Origin of the sequence: Enterobacter sp. ODB01, from assembly GCF_001623605.1 — a bacterium.
Classification (GTDB): Bacteria; Pseudomonadota; Gammaproteobacteria; order Enterobacterales; family Enterobacteriaceae; genus Enterobacter; species Enterobacter kobei.
The window spans coordinates 4,106,494-4,128,675 of the sequence record NZ_CP015227.1 but is presented as its reverse complement, the minus strand read 5'-3'; the positions used below and the strand labels follow the sequence as shown (position 1 = coordinate 4,128,675).

The window sequence follows — 22,182 nt, the reverse complement described above, 5'->3', positions numbered from 1 at the left end:
CAAATTTTAGCCCATCACCGCCAGAATCAACGGGAAAATGAACGGGGCAAGCAGGGAGGTGATAATCCCGCAGATCACCAGCGCCAGGGAGCTAAAAGCCCCTTCCTGATAGTCCAGCTCCGCGCAGCGGGCGGTACCCAGGGCGTGCGAGGCGGTGCCCATCGACAATCCCCGCGCCGCTTTAGTATGGATGCGCATCGCGTTCAGGAGGGTGTGACCAAACACCGCGCCGAGAATACCGACGAAAATGACGCACATCGCGCTGATGGCCGGGATCCCGCCGAGGCTGCCGCCTACCGCCATTGCGATAGGTGTGGTCACCGATTTAGGCAGAATAGAGGCCGCAATTTGTGGCGAAGCGCCCATCAATAGCGCTACCGACGTGCCGGTGATCATCGCCACCAGGCTGCCCACAAAACAGATAGTAATGATGGATTTCCAGCGGGCGCGGATCTGGTGCAGCTGCTCATATAAAGGAAAGGCGAGGGCCACAACGGCGGGCTGCAACAGGTCGTTTAAAATTTTGCTGCCGGCAAAGTAACGTTCGTAAGGGATGCCGGTGAGCAGCAGGAAAGGAATAATTACCACCATCGCCACCAGCAGGGGTTGAGCAGCGGCATTTTGAAGCGTGCGGCAAGTTTACGCGCGGCGAAGAAGACCAGCAGGGTTAACGGCAGAGACCACCAGATATTAGCCATCATTTTTTTGTTTTCTCCCCGATGACGTTACGTTCGCCATGTACCAGATGTGAACTCCAGCTCACGACAAGGAAAACCACCAGCGTGCTAACCGCGCAGGAGACCACAATCGGGCCGAACTGGGCTTTGAGCAAATCAAAATACTGCATGACCCCGACGCCGATGGGCACGAAAAGCAGCGCCATATAGCGGATGAGGACGAAACAGCCGGGGTTAACCCACTTTGCGGGCAGAATTTGCAGCGCCAGTAAAACAAAGAGGATCAGCATGCCGATAATGCTGCCAGGAATGGTGATAGGCAGCAGCGAGGCGATAAAAATCCCGGCATACAGGCAGGCGTAAATCAGGACGAATGCGCGCAGATATTGCCAGATAATGTTCAATGATTTGCTCATGGTGATAGTCCTTGATGAAACGCATTCATCATACAATTAAACCTGAAAATGTGCCACGGATCACATCATGAATTTTGTGCATACCAGACATTCCGGAATGGAACGCCGGGCTTTCCACATACATACAGAGCAGCTACTATAGCGCGTCTTTTTTCACAGGTACTCAGAATGCGTGTTTTACTGGCCCCGATGGAAGGCGTGCTCGATTCTCTTGTGCGCGAGCTGCTTACCGAGGTGAACGATTACGATCTCTGCGTGACGGAGTTTTTGCGCGTGGTCGATATGTTGCTGCCAGAAAAGTCATTCTACCGTCTCTGTCCTGAACTGCACCGCCAGAGCCGGACGCCTTCCGGTACGCTGGTGCGGATCCAGCTGTTAGGCCAGTATCCTGAATGGCTGGCGGAAAACGCCGCCAGGGCCGTGGCGCTGGGTTCGTATGGCGTCGATCTCAACTGTGGCTGTCCGTCAAAGCTGGTCAACGGCAGCGGCGGCGGGGCAACGCTACTCAAGGATCCTGAGCTGATTTATCGCGGCGCAAAAGCCATGCGCGAGGCGGTACCCTCGCATCTGCCGGTCACCGTGAAAGTTCGTCTGGGCTGGGACAGCGGAGATAAGCAGTTTGAAATTGCCGATGCGGTGCAGCAGGCTGGGGCCACCGAGCTGGTGGTGCATGGCCGCACCAAGGAAGATGGTTATAAAGCTGAGCGTATTAACTGGCAGGCGATTGGCGAGATCCGCAAACGGCTCACTATCCCGGTGATCGCCAACGGCGAAATCTGGGATTACGAAAGCGCGCAGGCATGCCTGAAAGAGACGGGCTGCAATGCGGTGATGATTGGCCGCGGTGCGCTGAACGTTCCCAACCTCAGTCGCGTCGTGAAATATAACGAACCGCGTATGCCATGGGCTGACGTGGTGACGCTGCTGCAAAAATACAGCCGTCTGGAAAAGCAGGGTGATACCGGTTTGTATCACGTCGCGCGCATCAAGCAGTGGCTGAGCTATTTACGTAAAGAATACAGCGAAGCGCTGGGGTTATTTCAGGCGATCCGCACGCTCCAGACGTCGGCTGAAATTGCGCGGGTCATTCAGTCAAAATAACTAGCGGTAATATTTAAATTTAAATAATTCACTGGGTGAATATTTTGCTGATTATGTAAATGTATAACAATTTGCGGATTGCCACGCGTTACTAAAAAACGGAAAGTCATCAAGCGTAAGTTGCGCCTTTATTTTTTGAGTGCATGGCGTAATGAAACGTTTTCTTATTTTATCTCTGAGTGCTCCCCTTGTTTTTATGCTGGCTGCGTGCGCACCGGAACATTCCACGGTAGCGCCAATAAAAACGCAGGCGACAGCTGCATCTGTAAATACCCGACTTAACCATGCAGACTGGCCGAAAAACGAATGGTGGAAAGAGTATAACGACCCGCAGCTGAATGCGCTTATTGCGAAAGCGATAGCGGATGCCCCGGATATGCAAATTGCCCGGCAACGTATTACGCTCGCGGAAGCACAGGCGAAGGCCGCTATTGCTGCCGATGGCCCACAACTGGATTTTTCTGCGGATGTTGAACGGCAGAAAATGTCGGCAGAAGGCCTGATGGGCCCGTTCGCGCTGACCGATCCGGCAGCGGGAACGACCGGCCCATGGTACACCAATGGCACCTTCGGCCTCACGGCGGGGTGGGATCTGGATCTGTGGGGGAAAAATCGCGCCCGGATTGCCGCGCGTATCGGTAAAGTGAATGCGCAAAAAGCGGAGCTGGAGCAGACTCGCCAGCTGCTTGCCAGCAGCGTTGCGCGCCTTTACTGGGCGTGGCAGACCCAGGCCGCTGCCGGGGATGTCCTTTCCCAAATTAAGCAGGAGCAGAAAAATATTATCGATGCCGATCGTGAACTGTATCAGCACGGTATTACCTCCTCGGTGGAGGGCGTCGAAACCGATATTTATGCCAGCAAAACGGATGAAAAGTTAGCGGACGTGAAGGGCAAAATGAAGGCCATTGAGGCGCGACTGACTGCGTTGACCGGTACATCGGCCATAGCGCTTACGCGCCATGCGTTGCCTGCGACAGAAGCCTCGCTCCCTTCAACGCTGGGATATGAACTGCTGGCGCGCCGCCCGGATCTTCAGGAGGCGCACTGGTATATCGAAGCCTCCCTGAGCGAGGTGGAGGCCGCCAGAGCCGCGTTCTATCCTGACGTGAATCTGATGGCCTTCTTACAGCAGGATGCCCTGCACCTCAGCGATCTGTTCCGCTCTTCCGCTCAGCAGATGGGCGTGACCGCCGGTTTGACCCTGCCGATTTTCGACAGCGGCAGGCTGAACGCCAATCTGGATAGTGCCCAAGCGCAGAATAACCTCTCTGTCGCGAACTACAACAAAGCGGTGGTGGAGGCGGTGAATCAGGTGGCGCGTACGGCCAGCGAAGTCGAAACCCTGACGGCAAAAAACCGTCACCAGCAGCAGGTCGAAAAAGACGCGGCACGTGTAGTGGCGCTGGCGCAGGCTCGTTTTAGGGCAGGTATCCTTGCGGGGTCGCGGGTCAGCGAAGTCAGAATCCCGGCGCTTAAAGAACACCTTGAGACGGTCATGCTGAAAGGACAGTATATCGACGCCACGCTGCAACTAACGTCGGCGCTGGGGGGCGGCTATCATCACGGCTAAAAAGATGCGTTATCTATACTTATCTCTTTGCTGTTTTTCAGGAGGTGAGTATGACCAGAGTAGCGATTGTTACCGCATCGGATTCCGGGATTGGTAAAACCACGGCCCTGATGCTGGCAGAGCGCGGGTTTGATGTTGGCATTACCTGGCATTCTGATGAAAAAGGTGCGCTGGAAACCTGCCGTGAAGTGGAAGCGAAGGGGCAGCGAGCAGAGGCTGTCCATCTCGATTTAAGCACGCTCCCGGAAGGTGCTGAAGCCATTGACGTGCTGATTGCGCGTTTCGGTCGGCTGGACGTGCTGGTTAACAATGCCGGGGCGATGACCAAAGCGCCCTTCCTGGAGATGCCGTTTGACGACTGGCGGAACATCTTCACCGTCGACGTGGACGGTGCGTTTCTCTGTTCGCAGATTGCGGCACGGCAGATGGTGAAGCAGGGGGAAGGAGGGCGAATTGTCAACATTACCTCGGTGCATGAGCACTCGCCGCTGCCGGAGGCCAGCGCCTACACCGCTGCGAAACATGCGCTCGGCGGCCTGACCAAATCCATGGCGATAGAACTGGTTAAGCACAACATTCTGGTGAATGCCGTTGCGCCGGGTGCCATTGCCACACCCATGAACGATATGGACGACAGCGAAGTGAAAGAAGGCTCAATGCCGGAAATCCCACTGGCGCGCCCCGGGCATACGAGAGAAATCGCCAGCCTGGTGGCGTGGCTGTGCGACAGCGACGCCAGCTATACCACCGGGCAATCGTTTATCGTTGACGGGGGTTTTATGCTGGCGAATCCGCAGTTTAAGCCGGAGGGATAGCTACTTTTTGCCCTCTCCCTGTGGGAGAGGGTGAGGGGCAGGGCATCAGGCCGCATCCGGCTACGCCTCATCCCGCGCCTTTTCCCGATGTTTCAGCCACAGCCTGACGCCAATCACCGCCACAACCACGACAAGCAACCATGCCCAGTGCTTCAGATGCTGGTTGAGATTATGCAGCCACGGACCTATCACCTCGCCTCCTACGTAACCGAGCGTCGTAAAGATCAGCGCCCAGGCAACGGCGCCAAGAATATTCAGCGGCAGGAAAATTTTCGGGGGCAGACGGCTGGCGCCAATCAGTATCGGCCCGATTATCCTGAAGCCGTACATAAAACGGGTGCCTATGACGAACAGGTAAGGGTGGCGCTGGATCAGGCGCTGCGCGCGGTTAATTTTCTTTTTGTGTTTAGCGAAACGCTTGAGAAGCGTCGGACCAAAGCGCAGACCCAGAAAGTAGAGTAGCTGATCGCCAATCATGCCGCCCAGCGCGACCGCAGCGACGACCAGCGGAAATTTCAGTAAGCCCTGATGCGCGGCGACGCCGCCTAACAGCGTGATGGTTTCACCTTCTGCCACGCTACCAATGACCAGCGCAGCATAGCCATATTGTTCAATGAGTGCGTTAATATCCATTACGTAAATGTTATCTCCCTCAGCGTACCTCGTTTAATCATATACCCCATGAATCAACAGCGGGGAAATCAACGGAAATTTCCCACTGTACATAAAATAATCTAAAGCCTGCATTATACTTAAGGTATCGCTGACGGGCCGACAACAAGGGGGCGCTATGAACCATGTCTGGGGACTTTTCTCCCATCCCGATCGTGAAATGCATGTCATCAAAAGTGAGAACGAAACGGTCTCGCATCATTACACCCACCATGTGCTGCTGATGGCCGCGGTGCCGGTAATATGCGCGTTTATTGGCACAACACAAATCGGCTGGAATTTCGGTGACGGCACCGTGGTTCAGCTTTCCTGGTTTACCGGGCTTTATCTTGCCATTCTCTTTTATGGCCTGATGCTGGCGGGCGTGGCGGTCATGGGGCGCGTCATTCACTGGATGGCACGTAACTATCCGCAACGTCCATCGCTGGCGCGCTGTATGGTCTTCGCTGGATACGTCGCGACCCCGCTGTTCTTAAGCGGTATTGTTGCACTGTATCCACTGGTCTGGTTGTGCGCACTGATCGGTACGATTGCTCTCTGTTACACAGGTTATCTGCTGTATCTGGGGGTTCCAACCTTCCTGAATATCAACAAAGAAGAGGGGCTGAGCTTCTCCAGCTCCACACTGGCTATCGGTGTGCTGGTGCTGGAGGCGTTACTGGCACTGACGGTTATTCTTTGGGGTTATGGATACCGTCTCTTTTAAGCTCACTGCATTGCTGGCGTAAATGCCAGCAATGCAGCATCTGTTCACGATTATCCGCTGGCGACAAAGCACTGTGACGGCTATGATGCCGAAGCCAGCCTGCGTTTATCCGTCGACGCAGGCGGTGTACGTCATTACGTGCGTGAATAATTATCAGAAGTCTCACCATGCTGAAATTCCGAGTCTCTTTACTTAGCCTGGCGCTGTTGCTGGGGGCGTCCGCTGCTGTGCCAGCCGTCGCTAAAACGCCCGCGGTGACCACTGCTGCTGCCCAGCCGCAAATTGCATCCGGCAGCGCGATGATTGTCGACCTCAACACCAATAAGGTGATTTACGCCAGCCATCCGGACCTGGTGCGCCCGATCGCTTCAATAACCAAATTAATGACCGCGATGGTGGTGCTTGATGCCCATCTGCCGCTGGACGAAAAACTGAAAGTGGATATCAGCCACACGCCAGAGATGAAAGGGATCTACTCTCGCGTGCGCCTGAACAGCGAAATCAGCCGTAAAAACATGCTGCTGCTGGCGCTGATGTCATCCGAAAACCGTGCGGCCGCGAGCCTCGCGCACCACTATCCTGGCGGTTACGACGCGTTTATTCGCGCGATGAACGCTAAAGCCAAAGCGCTGGGGATGAACAATACGCACTATGTTGAACCGACGGGGCTGTCGATTAACAACGTCTCGACGGCCCGCGATCTGACGAAACTGCTGATTGCCAGCAAGCAGTATCCGCTGATTGGCCAACTCAGCACGACCCGTGAAGAGATGGCGACCTTTGCCAACCCGGCCTATACGCTGCCGTTCCGCAACACTAACCATCTGGTTTACCGGGATAACTGGAACATTCAGCTAACGAAAACCGGATTCACCAACGCGGCAGGACACTGTCTGGTGATGCGTACCGTGTTTAACGGTAAGCCGGTGGCGCTGGTGGTGATGGATGCCTTCGGGAAATATACTCACTTTGCGGATGCGAGCCGCCTGCGGACCTGGATTGAGACCGGGAAAGTGCAGCCTGTACCGGCCGCGGCTTTGACGTATAAAAAGCAGAAAGCGGAGCAGATGGCGACGGCGCAGAACGATTAGGTACCTCTGCGCGCTGATGCCCTCACACCAACCCTCTCCCACAGGGAGAGGGAGAACACACTAAAAACGGTAACCCAGGTTACCGTTTTGCTTTTATTCCGGCAGCGTCCAGTCCCCGTCGTTGAGCGGGCGCTGCATAATCACCGTATCCCGCCAGTCGCCTTTCTTGTATCCCACGCTGCGCAGCTGACCGACAATCTCGAAGCCATGCTTTTTATGCAGCCGCAACGAACCGGCGTTGTTATTGCCATCTCCCACTACGGCAATCATCTGCCGCCACGGGCCTTGTTCGCAGCGTGCGATAAGCGCATCCATTAATGCCGTGCCAAAACCGCGGCCGGTGGTGCTGGCGTCCACGTAAATCGACTCTTCCAGGGTATAGCGGTAGGCGTGTCGCGGTCGGTAAGGACTGGCATAGCAGTAACCCACCACGATGCCGCGATACAGTGCGATGAGCCACGGTAAACCGTTCTCAGCCACGCTTTTCATACGCTGGCGCATTTCGTCGATAGTCGGGGGGACTTCTTCAAAGGACGCGCGTCCGTGAAGCACATGCCAGGCATAAATTGCGGTGATGGCATGCACATCATCGGGAAGGGCGTCGCGCACTTCCAGTTCGGTTTCGGATAAAACGTCAACAGCCGACATGATGTGCCTGCTCCTCGTGATCGCATGCCGGAGAAACGTTTCTCCGGCGACAGACCGCTACTCTATTACGATTAACAAGCGCTAAACAATCTCTCAAATTTGGCTGTAGTAATTAATCAGACGCTTGCGTTGAGTGCTGCTCCGCGTCTGGGCTCTCTTTCCAGTATTTCTTCCGCGTTGTTTTACCAATGCCGGGGTTCATGCTGTTTGTAGGGTCATTCTCGCGATAAAACTGCTTAAGTGCGTCAGGAGCTTTATAAAGATGCCCGACGTTGTGTTCCGCAGGATATTGTGCGCCACGCTCGTGAAGAAGGGCGAGCATCTGCTCTTTCAGTTCGTGGGCATCAACTCCTTTTTTGACAATGTAATCCTGATGGAAGACATAGCACATAAAATGGCCGTAATAGAGCTTATGCACCAGCTTGCTGTCGATTTCCGGCGGCAAATGCTCAAACCACTCGGTGTCGTTACGGCGCAGGGCAATATCCAGCGCCAGGATATCTTCCACCTCGTCGGAGTGTACTGCCTGGTAACGGATAGCGGCTCCCGCCGCGGCAAAACGGTGCAGGAAGGCTTTGCTGCCCTCTTCAGGGGTACAGGCGAAGAAATCCCCTTCGGCGGTTTTGAAGAAGTCGGTCAGCCAGGCCTGCGCTTCGGCAATCCCGTCCCCGGCCATTTTCAGCAGCAGATGATGTTCGTACTTATCACGCCAGGTTTTCATTCGCTCCGGCAAATGCGCCGGGAAAACGTTGCCCAGCTTCTGCATAAAGCGGTCGGTGAAGTGAGGTTTGAACAGCGACACTTTCTCCAGCATCGCATCGGTGCGGCCCTTCATGGTGAAGAAGAACGGCATTTTGTCGGTGCCGAGCTTGTCGATCATCAGGAACGTATCTTTGCCGTAACGCTCGGCAATGTCGTAAATGTCCCGATGCATATATTCGCCCGCCACCGGCAGGTGGGTGAATTCGCCCAGAATATGACGACGGATTTCGGTTAACACTTCAGGCTGGTTGGTGCCGATATAAAACACCTGCTGCTTTTTCTCTGCCGGGAAGGTGTCGAGACGCACCGCGAAAACGGCAAGCTTGCCCGCACAGCCGGAGGACTCAAACAGACGGTCCGGGTCGGCGTTATAGCGCGCCGGCGTATCGGCTTCAATATCGCGCACGCGGGTAATGTAGTCATGGTCGTGCGCGTGGCGGCCATCGTGCTGAACGTCTTCATCCTTCACGCGATCGTCGTCGAGCTTGCTGAGGATCTGTTCCGGCGTGACGCCGAGATCGATTCCCAGATGGTTCACCAGCGTCAGCTTGCCGTCTTCATTGATACGGGCAAACAGCGACATCTCGGTGTAAGCCGGGCCGCGCTGCACCAGCGAGCCGCCGGAGTTATTGCAGATCCCACCGACGACCGAGGCGCCAATGCAGGAGGAGCCGATCACCGAATGCGGTTCGCGTCCCAGCGGCTTAAGCGCTTTTTCCAGCGAGTAAAGAGTGGTACCTGGGAAGGCGAGTACCTGCTCGCCTTTATCCAGCAGATGCAGCTTGTCGAGGCGCAGAGTGCTGATAATCACGATGTCACGATCGTAATCGTTGCCGTTCGGCGTAGAACCTTCGGTCAGGCCGGTGTTGGCCGCCTGCATTAATATAATCTTGTCGGCGGCAACGCAGGCGCTCAGCACGCGCCACAGTTCCAGCAGCGTGCCCGGAAAGACTACCGCCAGCGCCTCGCCCTGACCGGAGCGGAAACCCTTACGGTAGCGGGCGGTTTTAGCCGGGTCGGTGAGCAGGTGAGAGGAGCCAACCAGGCGCGACAGTTCGTTAATGAATGTTTTGTTATCGTCAGTTCGAACAGAAGACATCTTCCACTCCTTGTGGTGGGGCAAATTTCTCGCTGTAAAGCATAGCGCGATTAACAGTTTCGCGGTCTACTATTCATGAGAAAAATCAGAGAATAACCCTGCAAGCAAAAGAGGGTTTATGGCACACTGCGCTTTTCGCCCGGACCGGTGGCCTTCTTCCGGCGGTTAATGATGAGAGAGTAACGACATGAGATGGATATGTTCTTTAGGTGTCGCCGTCAGCCTGGCGCTGCAGCCTGCGCTGGCAGATGAGTTGTTTGGCAATCACCCGCTTACGCCTGAAGCCCGGGACGCATTTGTCACGGAACTGCTTAAAAAGATGACGGTTGATGAGAAGATCGGCCAGCTGCGTCTGATAAGCGTCGGCCCGGATAACCCGAAAGAGGCCATCCGGGAGATGATCAAAGAAAGCCAGGTGGGCGCCATCTTTAACACCGTCACCCGCCAGGATATCCGCAAAATGCAGGATCAGGTAATGGCGCTTAGCCGCCTGAAGATCCCTCTCTTCTTCGCCTATGACGTGGTACACGGCCAGCGCACCGTCTTCCCTATCAGTCTCGGCCTGGCCTCCTCCTTTAACCTCGATGCGGTGAAAACCGTCGGTCGCGTGTCGGCTTATGAAGCGGCGGATGACGGCCTGAACATGACCTGGGCTCCGATGGTCGATGTCTCGCGCGATCCGCGCTGGGGCCGTGCATCGGAAGGCTTCGGTGAAGATACGTATTTAACCGCCACGATGGGCAAAACCATGGTGGAAGCGATGCAGGGCAAAAGCCCGGCAGACCGCTATTCGGTGATGACCAGCGTCAAACACTTCGCGGCCTATGGCGCAGTGGAGGGCGGTAAAGAGTACAACACTGTCGACATGAGCCCGCAGCGCCTGTTCAACGACTATATGCCGCCGTACAAGGCAGGGCTGGATGCAGGCAGCGGCGCGGTGATGGTGGCGCTTAACTCGCTGAACGGCACGCCGGCGACCTCCGATTCGTGGCTGCTGAAAGACGTGCTGCGTGACCAGTGGGGCTTTAAGGGCATCACCGTGTCTGACCACGGCGCGATTAAAGAGCTGATCAAACACGGCACTGCATCCGACCCGGAAGACGCCGTGCGCGTGGCGCTGAAGTCTGGCATTAACATGAGCATGAGCGATGAATACTACAGCAAATACCTGCCGGGGCTGGTGAAGAGCGGCAAGGTGACGATGGCGGAGCTGGACGATGCCACGCGCCACGTGCTGAACGTGAAATATGACATGGGGTTGTTTAACGATCCTTACAGCCACCTGGGGCCAAAGGATTCCGACCCGGCGGACACCAATGCTGAAAGCCGCCTGCACCGCAAAGAAGCGCGTGATGTGGCGCGCGAAAGCCTGGTGCTGCTGAAGAACCGCCTCGACACGCTGCCGCTGAAAAAGTCCGGCACCATTGCCGTGGTGGGCCCACTGGCTGACAGCAAACGCGACGTGATGGGCAGCTGGTCTGCGGCAGGCGTCGCCGATCAGTCCGTGACCGTGCTGACCGGTATCAAGAGCGCCGTCGGTGAAAACGCCAAAGTGGTGTACGCCAAAGGGGCAAACGTCACCAATGATAAAGACATCGTCACCTTCCTCAACCAGTACGAGGAAGCGGTGAAGGTCGATCCGCGCACGCCGAAAGAGATGATCGACGAAGCGGTAAACGCGGCTAAGCAGTCGGACGTTGTTGTCGCGGTCGTGGGCGAAGCGCAGGGGATGGCGCATGAAGCTTCCAGCCGTACCGATATCACTATTCCGCAGAGTCAGCGCGATCTGATTGCCGCCCTGAAAGCCACCGGCAAGCCGCTGGTGCTGGTGCTGATGAACGGTCGTCCGCTGGCGCTGGTGAAAGAAGACCAGCAGGCAGATGCCATTCTGGAAACCTGGTTCGCCGGTACCGAAGGCGGTAACGCTATCGCCGACGTGCTGTTTGGCGATTACAACCCGTCCGGCAAGCTGCCGATGTCCTTCCCGCGCTCCGTCGGGCAGATCCCGGTTTATTACAGCCACCTGAACACCGGTCGCCCGTACAACGCCGACAAGCCGAACAAGTACACGTCACGTTACTTCGATGAAGCCAACGGCCCGTTGTATCCGTTTGGTTATGGTCTGAGCTACACCACCTTCAAGGTCTCCGGGGTGAAAATGTCGGCCCCGACCCTGAAGCGTGATGGCAAAGTGACCGCCAGCGTCGAGGTGACCAACACCGGCAAGCGCGAAGGGGCAACGGTGATTCAGATGTACGTGCAGGATGTCACTGCGTCGATGAGTCGTCCCGTGAAGCAGCTGCGTGGTTTCGAAAAGGTTGACCTGAAGCCGGGTGAAACCAAAACCATCAGCTTCCCGATTGACGTGGATGCGCTGAAGTTCTGGAACCAGCAGATGAAATACGATGCGGAACCCGGCAAATTTAACGTCTTTATCGGGGTGGACTCCGCTCGCGTGAATAAAGGCGAATTCGAACTGCTGTAACCTTTCCTGCCTTTGCATCCCCCCGTCCTGCGGGGGATGCATCTTACCTTATGCTAAAAAGGCATTTTGACGGTTAATTCTGCCGTTTTAAGCTACGCTTTTCTCTCAAGCCTCTGAAAAAGGCAGCAAAAAAATGAGGATAGCGGAATGACGATTATTAAGGGGATGTTGGGATCGGCGGCATTACTGGCGGCGCTGAGTGTGCCGTTACAGGCGGCGGAGCCGGTAAAAGTGGGTTCCAAGATCGATACCGAAGGCGCGCTGCTCGGGAATATTATTTTGCAGGTGCTGGAAAGCCACGGTCTGAAAACCGTCAATAAAGTCCAGCTCGGCACCACGCCCGTGGTACGCGGGGCGATTACCTCCGGCGAACTGGATATCTACCCGGAATACACCGGCAACGGGGCATTCTTCTTTAAAGATGAAAACGATCCGGCATGGAAAAACGCCAAAGCCGGGTATGAGAAAGTCAAAAAACTCGACGCGGAACAGAACAAACTGATCTGGCTGACCCCGGCTCCGGCCAACAATACCTGGACCATCGCTGTGCGCAAAGATGTGGCGGAGAAAGGTAAGCTGACCTCACTGACGGATCTTAGCCGCTACCTGAAAGAGAAGGGTGATTTTAAGCTTGCGGCGTCCGCAGAGTTTATCGAGCGTCCTGACGCGCTGCCCGCGTTCGAAAAAGCCTACGGTTTCAAACTCGACCAGGCGCAGCTGCTCTCTCTGGCGGGCGGGGATACTGCGGTGACCATCAAAGCCGCAGCGCAGCAAACCTCGGGTGTTAATGCGGCCATGGCCTACGGTACCGATGGCCCGGTGGCGGCGCTCGGCCTGCAGACCCTGACCGATCCTAAAGGCGTTCAGCCGATTTACGCCCCGACCCCGGTCGTGCGTGAGGCGGTGCTGAAAGCCCATCCGGAGATTGCCGACTGGCTCAAGCCGGTCTTCGAAAAGCTGGATGAAAAAACGCTGCAGCAGCTGAATGCCAGCATTGCCGTCGAGGGACTGGATGCCAAAAAAGTGGCCGCCGACTTCCTGAAACAACAAGGGCTTGTGAAGTAACGGGAAAGGGCTGTGCCAATAAAATGTCATAACCGCGTACTGCTGCTGTTGGCCTGCACGGCCATCGCGGCGGTCGCGTTACCGTTTGTGAATGTCGCCCCTAACCGCCTGATGTCGGGGGAGGGAAAAGCACTCTGGCAGGTCTGGTCGTTTACGCCGGGGTGGCTGGCGGCGTCGCTGGGCGCGTGGGTGATCCTGTCGCTCTGGCAGGGACGCCCGGCGCAGTGGCTGACGCTGCTCCTCTCCGAAGGGCTGTTTATTATCCTGTTCTGGAGTGCCGGACTGGCGGCGACGCATATGGCGTCGGCGGAAAGTCCACTGGCGAGGACCTCTATAGGCAGCGGCCTCTGGCTCTGGCTGGCGCTCTGTTTGCTGGCCTGCAGCGATGCGATTCGTCGACTCATCTCCAGTGCCGTCTGGCGCTGGGTACTGAATGCGCAGATATGGTGTATACCCTTGTTCCTGCTGTTCAGCGGGGAGCTGAACAATCTCTCGCTGTTAAAAGAGTACGCCAACCGCCAGGAGGTATTTGATGATGCCTTGGCGCAACACCTGACGATCCTCTTCGGCACGCTCCTTCCGGCGCTTCTGCTCGGGATTTCGCTGGGCATGTGGTGTTACCGCCATCCTTCCCGCCAGGGCGGCATTTTTGCCGTGCTCAACGTCATCCAGACGATTCCTTCCGTTGCGCTGTTTGGCCTGCTGATTGCCCCGCTGGCCGGGCTGGTGAAGTCGTTTCCGGTGCTGGGCGCGGCAGGCATCGCCGGAACGGGATTAACCCCGGCGCTTATCGCGCTGGTGCTCTATGCACTGTTGCCGCTGGTGCGCGGCGTGGTCGCGGGGTTAAGCCAGGTCGCGCCGGATGTGCTGGAAAGCGCCCATGCCATGGGGATGAGCGCGCGGCAGTGTTTCTGGAAGATACAGCTCCCGCTGGCGCTACCCCTGCTGCTGCGCAGCCTGCGGGTAGTCGCCGTTCAGACCGTGGGCATGGCGGTGATCGCCGCGCTGATTGGCGCGGGTGGCTTTGGTGCGCTGGTGTTCCAGGGGCTGCTGAGCAGTGCTCTCGATTTGGTGTTGCTGGGCGTGGTGCCCACGATTGCGCTGGCGGTGGTTGTCGACGCGCTGTTTGCCTTATGGCTCGCGCTGCTCAGGAGAAGCGCCAATGATTGAATTTCATGATGTCAGTAAAACCTTTGCGGGTCGCCCGGCGGCGAGCCATCTCAACCTGAACTTTGCCGAAGGCGCGTTTTCCGTGCTGATTGGTACGTCAGGGTCGGGAAAATCCACCACGCTGAAGATGATCAACCGTCTGGTCGAGCATGACAGTGGGCTGATCCGCTTTGCCGGGGAAGAGATCCGCAGTCTGCCGGTGCTGGAGTTGCGCCGTCGGATGGGCTATGCCATTCAGTCCATCGGACTGTTTCCCCACTGGACGGTGGCGCAAAACATTGCCACTGTGCTGCAGCTGGAGAAATGGTCGCGGGCTAAAACGGCTGACCGGGTGGAGGAACTGATGTCTCTGCTGGGGTTAGAGCCTGCCCTGCGCGACCGCTATCCGCACCAGCTTTCCGGTGGGCAGCAGCAGCGCGTGGGCGTGGCGCGCGCGCTGGCGGCCAATCCGCAGGTGTTGCTGATGGACGAACCCTTTGGTGCGCTGGATCCGGTGACGCGCGGGGCGCTGCAGACGGAAATGACCCGTATTCACCGCATTCTCGGAAGGACGATTGTCCTCGTGACGCACGATATTGATGAAGCTCTGCGTCTGGCTGACCATCTGGTCCTGATGGATCACGGCGAAGTGGTGCAGCAGGGCGCGCCGCTCGCGCTGCTGACCAGCCCGAAGAACGACTTTGTGCGTGAGTTTTTTGGCCGCAGCGAGCTGGGCGTCAGGTTGCTCTCCCTGCGCACGGTCGGTGACTATATGCGTCGACAGGATACGTCGCTCGCCGGTGAACCGCTACAGGCGCAAATGACCCTGCGGGATGCTCTCTCCGCGTTTGTGGCGCGCCAGTGTGAAGTGCTACCCGTTTCGGATGCCCGGGGGGCACCGTGCGGAAGCTTACATTTTCGCGATCTGCTGGCCGGGGAGGTGACGCGTGAAGGCTCTGCGTGATCCGCTCCTCTGGCTGGTAGCGCTGTTTGTCGCCTTACTGTTTTTGATGCCTCACAGCGCGGTACTGTTCAGCGCACTTTTCCCTGGGCTGCCGCGCCCGGTGTACCAGCAGGAGAGCTTTATTAATCTCGCCGTGGCGCATCTCTGGCTGGTGGCGCTCTCCAGCACTGTCGCGATTGTGCTGGGCACAGGTGCGGGTATCGCGGTGACCCGGCCTGCCGGGCGGGAGTTTCGTCCACTGGTGGAAACCATCGCGGCTATTGGACAGACGTTTCCGCCGGTGGCGGTGCTGGCCATTGCGGTGCCGGTCATGGGATTTGGTCAGCAGCCTGCGCTTATAGCGCTGATTTTATACGGGGTGTTGCCCATTCTGCAGGGCACGCTGGCGGGTATTGCGGCTGTCCCGGCATCGGTGTTAAGCGTGGCAGAAGGGATGGGGATGAGTCGCTGGCAGCGGCTGCGCAAGGTGGAACTGCCGCTTGCAGCACCGGTTATTATTGCCGGGATCCGCACGTCGGTGATTATTAACATCGGGACGGCGACCATTGCGTCTACGGTGGGGGCCAATACGCTGGGAACGCCGATCATTATCGGCTTAAGCGGGTTTAACACGGCTTATATTGTGCAGGGAGCGGTGCTGGTCGCGCTGGCGGCTATCGTCGTCGACCGCCTTTTTGAGCGGCTGGCGATGTACCTCAGCCGACACCGCCACGAACAATAAACGAGTACCCTGCCAGCATTACGCCGCCGATACCGCTTACGGCCATCAGGACAAAAAGGGTAATCACGGCCAGTTTGGTTGCCTTCATCATGTGCTCCTGTTGTTAACGGAACAATTATACGGTGAAGCGCAGCTGTTAATGAACCATTAAATGCCGTTATGGCTCATCCGGGCCAAGGGAATAAACCGGATACCCATTCTCACGCCATTCCGTCAGCAGCTGTTGCTGCGTGGCGGACGGCACTTCGCCACACCAGACCAGCAGAGTCTGGCCGTCGAAAAACTCAGGCTTAAGCTGCGCCAGGGAGTGCGCAAGGACATCCACGCGCCAGCCCTGTTGGGTGGCAATCCACGCTTCCAGCCACAGGCGGGTGGTGTCGTGCACGTTCCAGCCGACCACCAGCGCATCTTTTCCGGCCTTGTTCTTCGCCGAGGCGAGGCAGACGGCAATGTAGTTAATCAGCACGCCGTCGAGCATGCTGAGCAGCGCCTGCAGGGTGGACTGCTGGCATTGCAGGCGTCGGCGGAGCGGAATGAAAAGATGGGCGATGAGCGTCTGTGCCGGATAATCGCGACCCTGCTCTTTGATCCATGCGCGCAGGCGCTGCACATTACCCGCCTGCAGGAGCCGCAGCAGGGTTTCCTGCTGTTCGCGCCAGAGGTGCTGCGTGTCCGGGTCGTCGTGGCTCAGCAAGGACTTCACTTTACCGACCTGCACGCCGTTGTCTATCCAGCTTTTAATTTCGCGGATCCGGTCAATATCGGCATCGTTGAAAAGGCGATGTCCGCCGTCCGTTCTCTGCGGTTTAAGCAATCCATACCGTCGCTGCCACGCCCGTAGGGTAACGGGATTGATATCACAAAGGAGTGCCACTTCACCTATCGTGTAAAGCGCCATATTTGCCCCCTGGCTTACGCGTTCCCAGCTTAACTGTAGACCCACTTTGCCGAACCAGGAAGGATTGATTGATTTTTGAACAAATAATGCGAAGGATGCGCGATGATCGGAAAAAGGTGTGATAACGGACACGATTTTGCGCTTTTTTGGGATGCTTCAAAGAAAGCAAACCTGCAACAGTGTATGTTACGCGTTTTTAGCGTGTGCGGTTTTGAGTATGTACGAGTTTAATCTGGTGCTGCTGTTGCTTCAGCAGATGTGCGTGTTTCTGGTCATCGCCTGGCTGATGAGCAAAACGCGTCTTTTTATCCCGCTGATGCAGGTCACCGTACGTCTGCCGCATAAGCTGCTCTGCTACGTCACCTTCTCTATTTTTTGCATAATGGGGACTTATTTTGGTCTTCATATCGAAGATTCTATCGCCAATACGCGCGCGATCGGCGCGGTGATGGGCGGGCTGCTTGGCGGCCCCGTCGTCGGTGGCCTTGTGGGGTTAACCGGCGGGCTGCATCGTTATTCCATGGGCGGGATGACGGCGCTCAGCTGTATGATCTCTACGATCGTGGAAGGGCTGCTTGGCGGCCTGGTACACAGCTACATGATCAAGCGTGGCCGCCCGGATAAAGTTTTTAGCCCGCTCACTGCCGGGGCGATCACCTTTGTGGCCGAAATGGCGCAGATGGCGATCATCCTGCTGATTGCCCGTCCCTTTGACGATGCGCTGCACCTGGTCAGCAGTATTGCGGCCCCGATGATGGTGACTAACACCGTCGGCGCGGCGCTGTTTATGCGCATTCTGCTTGATAAACGCGCCATGTTTGAGAAGTACACCTCGGCCTTTTCTGCCACGGCGTTGAAGGTTGCCGCCTCGACCGAAGGGATCCTGCGCCAGGGGTTCAACGAGGAGAACAGCATGAAGGTGGCGCAGGTGCTTTACAAAGAGCTCGATATCGGCGCGGTCGCCATCACCGATCGCGAAAAGCTGCTGGCGTTTACCGGCACCGGAGACGATCACCATCTGCCGGGCAAACCTATCTCCTCAACCTATACGCTGCGGGCCATTGAAACCGGCGAAGTAGTGTATGCCGATGGTAACGAAGTGCCTTATCGCTGCTCGCTGCATCCGCAGTGTAAGCTGGGCTCCACGCTGGTCATTCCGCTGCGCGGTGAAAATCAGCGGGTGATGGGCACCATCAAGCTGTATGAGGCGAAAAACCGCCTGTTCAGCTCCATCAACCGCACGCTGGGGGAGGGGATCGCTCAGCTGCTGTCAGCGCAAATCCTCGCCGGGCAGTATGAACGGCAGAAAGCCCTGTTAACGCAGTCTGAGATTAAGCTCCTGCATGCGCAGGTTAATCCGCATTTCCTGTTTAATGCCCTGAACACGCTTAAAGCGGTGATCCGCCGCGACAGCGATCAGGCCGCGCAGCTGGTGCAGTTTCTGTCGACCTTTTTCCGCAAGAACCTGAAACGTCCGTCAGAGATAGTGACCCTGTCCGATGAGATTGAGCACGTGAACGCCTATCTGCAGATTGAGCAGGCGCGTTTCCAGTCTCGCCTGCAGGTGTCGCTTTCCGTCCCGGATGACCTGGCGTATCAGCATCTTCCGGCCTTTACCCTGCAGCCTATCGTGGAAAATGCCATCAAACATGGAACTTCGCAGCTGCTCGGGATCGGAGAGATCACGATTGCTGCCAGCCGTTTTAACCATCATCTGGTGCTGGATATTGAAGATAATGCCGGGCTTTATCAGCCTTCCACGTCGGGCGGGCTAGGGATGAGCCTGGTGGATAAACGTCTGCGTGCCCACTTTGGCGACGACTGCGGTATTACCGTGGCCTGTGAGCCGGACCGATTTACCCGTATTACCGTTCGACTGCCGCTGGAGGAAAACGCATGTTAAGAGTGCTGATTGTGGATGATGAGCCGCTGGCACGGGAAAACCTGCGCGTTCTGCTGCAGGAGCAGCCAGATATTGAGGTTGTGGGAGAGTGTGCGAACGCCATTGAGGCCATTGGTGCCGTGCATAAGTTGCGCCCTGACGTGCTGTTCCTCGACATTCAAATGCCGCGTATCAGCGGGCTGGAGATGGTGGGTATGCTCGACCCGGCGCATCGTCCCTACATCGTGTTTCTGACGGCCTTCGACGAGTATGCCGTTAAGGCTTTTGAGGAGCACGCGTTTGATTATTTACTCAAGCCGATTGAAGAGAAGCGGCTGGAAAAGACCCTGAACCGGTTACGCCAGGAGCGAACCGTCCAGGATGTCACGCTGCTGCCAGAGAACCAGCAGCCGCTGAAATTTATCCCGTGCACCGGGCACAGCCGAATCTATCTTTTGCAGATGGATGATGTGGCCTTCGTGAGTAGCCGACTGAGCGGCGTGTTTGTCACCAGTGCAGAGGGAAATGAAGGATTTACCGAACTGACTCTGCGCACGCTGGAGAGCCGCACGCCGCTGATCCGCTGTCATCGCCAGTATCTGGTGAACATGGCGCATCTGAAAGAGATCCGCCTGGAAGACAACGGCCAGGCCGAGCTGGTCCTGCGCGCCGGGCAGACTGTTCCCGTCAGCCGCCGCTATCTGAAAAGTTTGAAAGAGGCGATTGGCCTGTAAAGCTGGTACACTGCGCGCCATTGCATCATCGACATTCGAAGGCTCTATGCTCAGTAACGATATTCTCCGTAGCCTGCGCTACACCCTGAAAGCAAACAACAACGACATGGTGCGCATTCTTGCACTGTCCGACATGGAATCCACGTCTGCAGGTTTTGACACCTGGATGACCAAAGAGGATGAAGAGGGCTTCGTGCGCTGCCCCGACATCATTTTGTCGGGTTTCCTGAATGGTCTGATTTATGACAAGCGTGGCAAAGATGAGTCCGCCCCGGAGATGGCGCTGGAGCGTCGCGTGAACAACAACACGGTACTGAAAAAGCTGCGCATCGCGTTCTCGCTGAAAACGGACGATATTGTGGCGATCATGACGGAGCAAAAATACCGCGTATCCGTGCCGGAAGTGACTGCCATGATGCGCGCGCCGGACCACAAAAACTACCGCGAGTGCGGCGATCAGTTTCTGCGTAATTTTCTGCGCGGGCTGACCCACCGGGTGCATCACCCTAAAGCGTAAAGACGGCATGGGTGCGGCCTGATGCCCTCACCCCGACCCTCTCCCACAGGGAGAGGGAGAACAAAAAAGCCGGAGATAATCTCCGGCTTTTTTGTTATTTCACCTGCTGACCCGGCTTCGCGCCTTCGTCAGGGCTTAACAGGAAAATGTCTTTCCCGCCGGGGCCTGCGGCCATCACCATCCCCTCAGAGATGCCGAAGCGCATTTTACGCGGTGCCAGGTTCGCCACCATCACGGTCTGACGGCCAATCAGCACCTGTGGATCCGGGTAGGCTGAACGGATTCCGGAGAAGACGTTGCGCTTCTCGCCGCCCAGATCCAGCGTCAGGCGCAGCAGCTTGTCAGAGCCTTCCACGAATTCCGCGTTTTCAATCAGCGCTACGCGCAGGTCAACTTTGGCGAAATCGTCAAAGGTGATGGTTTCCTGAATCGGATCGTCCGCCAGCGGGCCGGTCACCGGTGCTGTAGCGGCCTTCACCTCTTCTTTAGAGGCTTCGACCAGGGCTTCAACCTGCTTCATCTCAATGCGGTTATACAACGCTTTGAAGGTGTTCACCTTGTGGCTGAGCAGCGGCTGCTGGATAGCATCCCAGGTCAGTTCGGTGTTCAGGAAGGCTTCAGCACGCGCGGCCAGCTGCGGCAGAACCGGTTTCAGCCAGGTCATCAGCACGCGGAACATGTTCAGACCCATGGTGCAGATCGCCTGCAGGTCGGCGTCGCGGCCTTCCTGTTTGGCAACCACCCATGGCGCCTGCTCGTCTACATAGCGGTTGGCAACATCAGCCAGCGCCATGATTTCACGAATGGCTTTACCGAATTCACGGCTTTCCCACGCTTCGCCAACCGCAGCGGCGGCGTCAGTGAAGGTTTTATACAGCTCAGGATCGGCCAGCTCTGCGGAGAGCACGCCGTCAAAGCGTTTGGCGATAAAGCCTGCGTTACGGGACGCCAGGTTCACCACCTTGTTGACGATGTCTGCGTTCACGCGCTGGACGAAATCTTCCAGGTTCAGGTCAATGTCGTCGATGCGAGAGGAGAGCTTCGCCGTGTAGTAGTAGCGCAGGCTATCCGCGTCGAAGTGGTTCAGCCAGGTGCTGGCTTTAATGAACGTCCCGCGAGATTTAGACATCTTCGCGCCGTTAACCGTCACGTAGCCGTGCACGAACAGGTTGGTCGGCTTGCGGAAGTTGCTGCCTTCCAGCATTGCCGGCCAGAACAGACTGTGGAAGTAAACGATGTCTTTACCGATGAAGTGATACAGCTCGGCAGTGGAATCTTTCTTCCAGTATTCGTCGAAGCTGACGGTGTCGCCACGCTTGTCGCACAGGTTCTTGAAGGAGCCCATGTAGCCGATGGGTGCGTCCAGCCAGACATAGAAGTATTTGCCCGGTGCGTTCGGGATTTCGAAGCCGAAGTACGGCGCATCGCGGGAGATATCCCACTGTTGCAGACCGGATTCGAACCACTCCTGCATCTTGTTCGCCACCTGCTCCTGCAGCGCGCCGCTGCGGGTCCACGCCTGCAGCATTTCGCTGAAGGATGGCAGGTCAAAGAAGAAGTGCTCGGAATCACGCATCACAGGCGTAGCGCCGGACACCACGGATTTCGGCTCGATAAGCTCAGTCGGGCTGTAGGTTGCGCCACACACTTCGCAGTTATCGCCGTACTGATCCGGTGATTTGCATTTCGGGCAGGTGCCTTTGACGAAACGGTCCGGCAGGAACATGCCTTTTTCCGGATCGTACAGCTGAGAGATGGTGCGGTTTTTGATAAAATCGTTCTCTTTCAGACGCGTGTATATTAGCTCCGACAGCTCACGGTTCTCGTCGCTGTGGGTGGAGTGATAGTTGTCATAGCTGATGTCAAAGCCAGCAAAATCGGTCTGATGCTCCTGACTCATTTCGGCAATCATCTGCTCCGGGGAGATACCCAGCTGCTGCGCTTTCAGCATGATCGGCGTGCCGTGAGCATCGTCTGCACAGATGAAGTTTACCTCGTGGCCGCGCATTCGCTGGTAACGGACCCAGACATCAGCCTGGATATGCTCCAGCATGTGGCCGAGGTGGATTGAGCCGTTGGCGTACGGCAGGGCGCACGTTACCAGAATTTTTTTCGCGACTTGAGTCATAGTAGGCATTACTTCTTTTAACTGTGAAAAGGGTTTTCGATATTACCAAAAGGGGCATTATTAAGTAAGCACAAACCGCGGC

20 protein-coding genes and 1 pseudogene are annotated in these 22,182 nt (G+C 56.7%); 13 read left to right on the top strand and 8 right to left on the bottom strand.

Annotated features, from left to right (window positions below):
- Positions 1-6 precede the first annotated feature (6 nt).
- Both A4308_RS19675 and A4308_RS19670 read right to left on the bottom strand, forming a co-directional pair.
- Positions 7-701: pseudogene (locus A4308_RS19675) on the bottom strand (CidB/LrgB family autolysis modulator).
- Entirely contained in the window at positions 698-1,093 is a 396-nt protein-coding gene (locus tag A4308_RS19670) for a CidA/LrgA family protein (RefSeq protein ID WP_014884558.1), read from the bottom strand. The pseudogene A4308_RS19675 and the gene A4308_RS19670 overlap by 4 nt, the downstream one beginning before the upstream one ends.
- 168 nt (positions 1,094-1,261) lie before the next feature.
- Here A4308_RS19670 and dusC point away from each other — a divergent pair, with 168 nt between their 5' ends.
- The 3 genes from dusC to A4308_RS19655 all read left to right on the top strand — a co-directional run bounded on the left by dusC (position 1,262) and on the right by A4308_RS19655 (position 4,579).
- On the top strand, positions 1,262-2,194 hold the full coding sequence (dusC, locus tag A4308_RS19665; RefSeq protein ID WP_023330920.1) for a tRNA dihydrouridine(16) synthase DusC: 933 nt from the start codon (positions 1,262-1,264) through the stop codon (positions 2,192-2,194).
- A 151-nt stretch (positions 2,195-2,345) separates the two neighbouring features.
- Positions 2,346-3,764, top strand: a complete 1,419-nt coding sequence (gene mdtQ / locus A4308_RS19660; RefSeq protein ID WP_045280984.1) for a multidrug resistance outer membrane protein MdtQ — start codon at positions 2,346-2,348, stop codon at positions 3,762-3,764.
- Between the two features lie 50 nt (positions 3,765-3,814).
- Complete coding sequence (locus A4308_RS19655; protein WP_072251791.1) at positions 3,815-4,579, top strand: SDR family oxidoreductase; 765 nt, start codon at positions 3,815-3,817, stop codon at positions 4,577-4,579.
- Between the two features lie 60 nt (positions 4,580-4,639).
- Here A4308_RS19655 and A4308_RS19650 read toward each other — a convergent pair whose 3' ends face one another.
- On the bottom strand, positions 4,640-5,212 hold the full coding sequence (locus A4308_RS19650; RefSeq protein WP_045280986.1) for a DedA family protein: 573 nt from the start codon (positions 5,210-5,212) through the stop codon (positions 4,640-4,642).
- 157 nt (positions 5,213-5,369) lie between these two features.
- On the opposite strand from A4308_RS19650, the gene A4308_RS19645 reads away from it, so the two are divergent.
- Both A4308_RS19645 and pbpG read left to right on the top strand, forming a co-directional pair.
- Entirely contained in the window at positions 5,370-5,957 is a 588-nt protein-coding gene (locus A4308_RS19645; protein ID WP_014884553.1) for a Yip1 family protein, read from the top strand.
- Positions 5,958-6,124: 167 nt separating this feature from the next.
- A complete protein-coding gene (gene pbpG / locus A4308_RS19640; RefSeq protein WP_014884552.1) occupies positions 6,125-7,048 on the top strand; it encodes a D-alanyl-D-alanine endopeptidase in 924 nt (307 codons plus the stop codon).
- A 93-nt stretch (positions 7,049-7,141) separates the two neighbouring features.
- Here pbpG and A4308_RS19635 read toward each other — a convergent pair whose 3' ends face one another.
- Complete coding sequence (locus A4308_RS19635; protein ID WP_014884551.1) at positions 7,142-7,696, bottom strand: GNAT family N-acetyltransferase; 555 nt, start codon at positions 7,694-7,696, stop codon at positions 7,142-7,144.
- A gap of 112 nt (positions 7,697-7,808) precedes the next feature.
- Entirely contained in the window at positions 7,809-9,557 is a 1,749-nt protein-coding gene (gene dld, locus A4308_RS19630; protein ID WP_014884550.1) for a D-lactate dehydrogenase, read from the bottom strand.
- 187 nt (positions 9,558-9,744) lie between these two features.
- Here dld and bglX point away from each other — a divergent pair, with 187 nt between their 5' ends.
- From bglX to A4308_RS19605, 5 genes are all read left to right on the top strand, one after another.
- On the top strand, positions 9,745-12,042 hold the full coding sequence (gene bglX, locus A4308_RS19625; RefSeq protein ID WP_045280987.1) for a beta-glucosidase BglX: 2,298 nt from the start codon (positions 9,745-9,747) through the stop codon (positions 12,040-12,042).
- Positions 12,043-12,189: 147 nt separating this feature from the next.
- Complete coding sequence (gene osmF, locus A4308_RS19620) at positions 12,190-13,107, top strand: glycine betaine ABC transporter substrate-binding protein OsmF (RefSeq protein ID WP_045280988.1); 918 nt, start codon at positions 12,190-12,192, stop codon at positions 13,105-13,107.
- Between the two features lie 12 nt (positions 13,108-13,119).
- Complete coding sequence (locus A4308_RS19615) at positions 13,120-14,277, top strand: ABC transporter permease (protein WP_045280989.1); 1,158 nt, start codon at positions 13,120-13,122, stop codon at positions 14,275-14,277.
- Positions 14,270-15,220, top strand: a complete 951-nt coding sequence (locus A4308_RS19610; protein WP_014884547.1) for an ABC transporter ATP-binding protein — start codon at positions 14,270-14,272, stop codon at positions 15,218-15,220. The genes A4308_RS19615 and A4308_RS19610 overlap by 8 nt, the downstream gene beginning before the upstream one ends.
- The gene (locus A4308_RS19605) at positions 15,204-15,941 is read left to right on the top strand and encodes an ABC transporter permease (protein WP_023330914.1); all 738 of its coding nucleotides are present in this window, start codon (positions 15,204-15,206) and stop codon (positions 15,939-15,941) included. The genes A4308_RS19610 and A4308_RS19605 overlap by 17 nt, the downstream gene beginning before the upstream one ends.
- Here the strand turns inward: A4308_RS19605 and A4308_RS22125 are convergent.
- Together A4308_RS22125 and mlrA are read right to left on the bottom strand one after the other, a co-directional pair.
- Positions 15,916-16,029, bottom strand: a complete 114-nt coding sequence (locus A4308_RS22125; RefSeq protein WP_010433613.1) for a protein YohO — start codon at positions 16,027-16,029, stop codon at positions 15,916-15,918. The two genes, A4308_RS19605 and A4308_RS22125, sit on opposite strands and share 26 nt — an antisense overlap.
- A 69-nt stretch (positions 16,030-16,098) precedes the next feature.
- Complete coding sequence (mlrA, locus tag A4308_RS19600; protein WP_014884545.1) at positions 16,099-16,839, bottom strand: HTH-type transcriptional regulator MlrA; 741 nt, start codon at positions 16,837-16,839, stop codon at positions 16,099-16,101.
- 217 nt (positions 16,840-17,056) lie between these two features.
- Here mlrA and A4308_RS19595 point away from each other — a divergent pair, with 217 nt between their 5' ends.
- The 3 genes from A4308_RS19595 to A4308_RS19585 are packed head-to-tail and all read left to right on the top strand — an operon-like array spanning position 17,057 to position 19,972.
- Complete coding sequence (locus A4308_RS19595) at positions 17,057-18,742, top strand: sensor histidine kinase (protein WP_014884544.1); 1,686 nt, start codon at positions 17,057-17,059, stop codon at positions 18,740-18,742.
- Positions 18,736-19,455, top strand: a complete 720-nt coding sequence (gene btsR, locus A4308_RS19590) for a two-component system response regulator BtsR (protein ID WP_014884543.1) — start codon at positions 18,736-18,738, stop codon at positions 19,453-19,455. Before A4308_RS19595 ends, btsR begins: the two co-directional genes overlap by 7 nt.
- Positions 19,456-19,501: 46 nt before the next feature.
- On the top strand, positions 19,502-19,972 hold the full coding sequence (locus A4308_RS19585; RefSeq protein ID WP_045280990.1) for a DUF1456 family protein: 471 nt from the start codon (positions 19,502-19,504) through the stop codon (positions 19,970-19,972).
- A gap of 94 nt (positions 19,973-20,066) precedes the next feature.
- Here the strand turns inward: A4308_RS19585 and metG are convergent, their stop codons facing one another.
- Positions 20,067-22,100: a methionine--tRNA ligase gene (gene metG / locus A4308_RS19580; protein WP_063308756.1), complete on the bottom strand. Its 2,034-nt coding sequence runs from the start codon at positions 22,098-22,100 to the stop codon at positions 20,067-20,069.
- Positions 22,101-22,182: the final 82 nt, after the last annotated feature.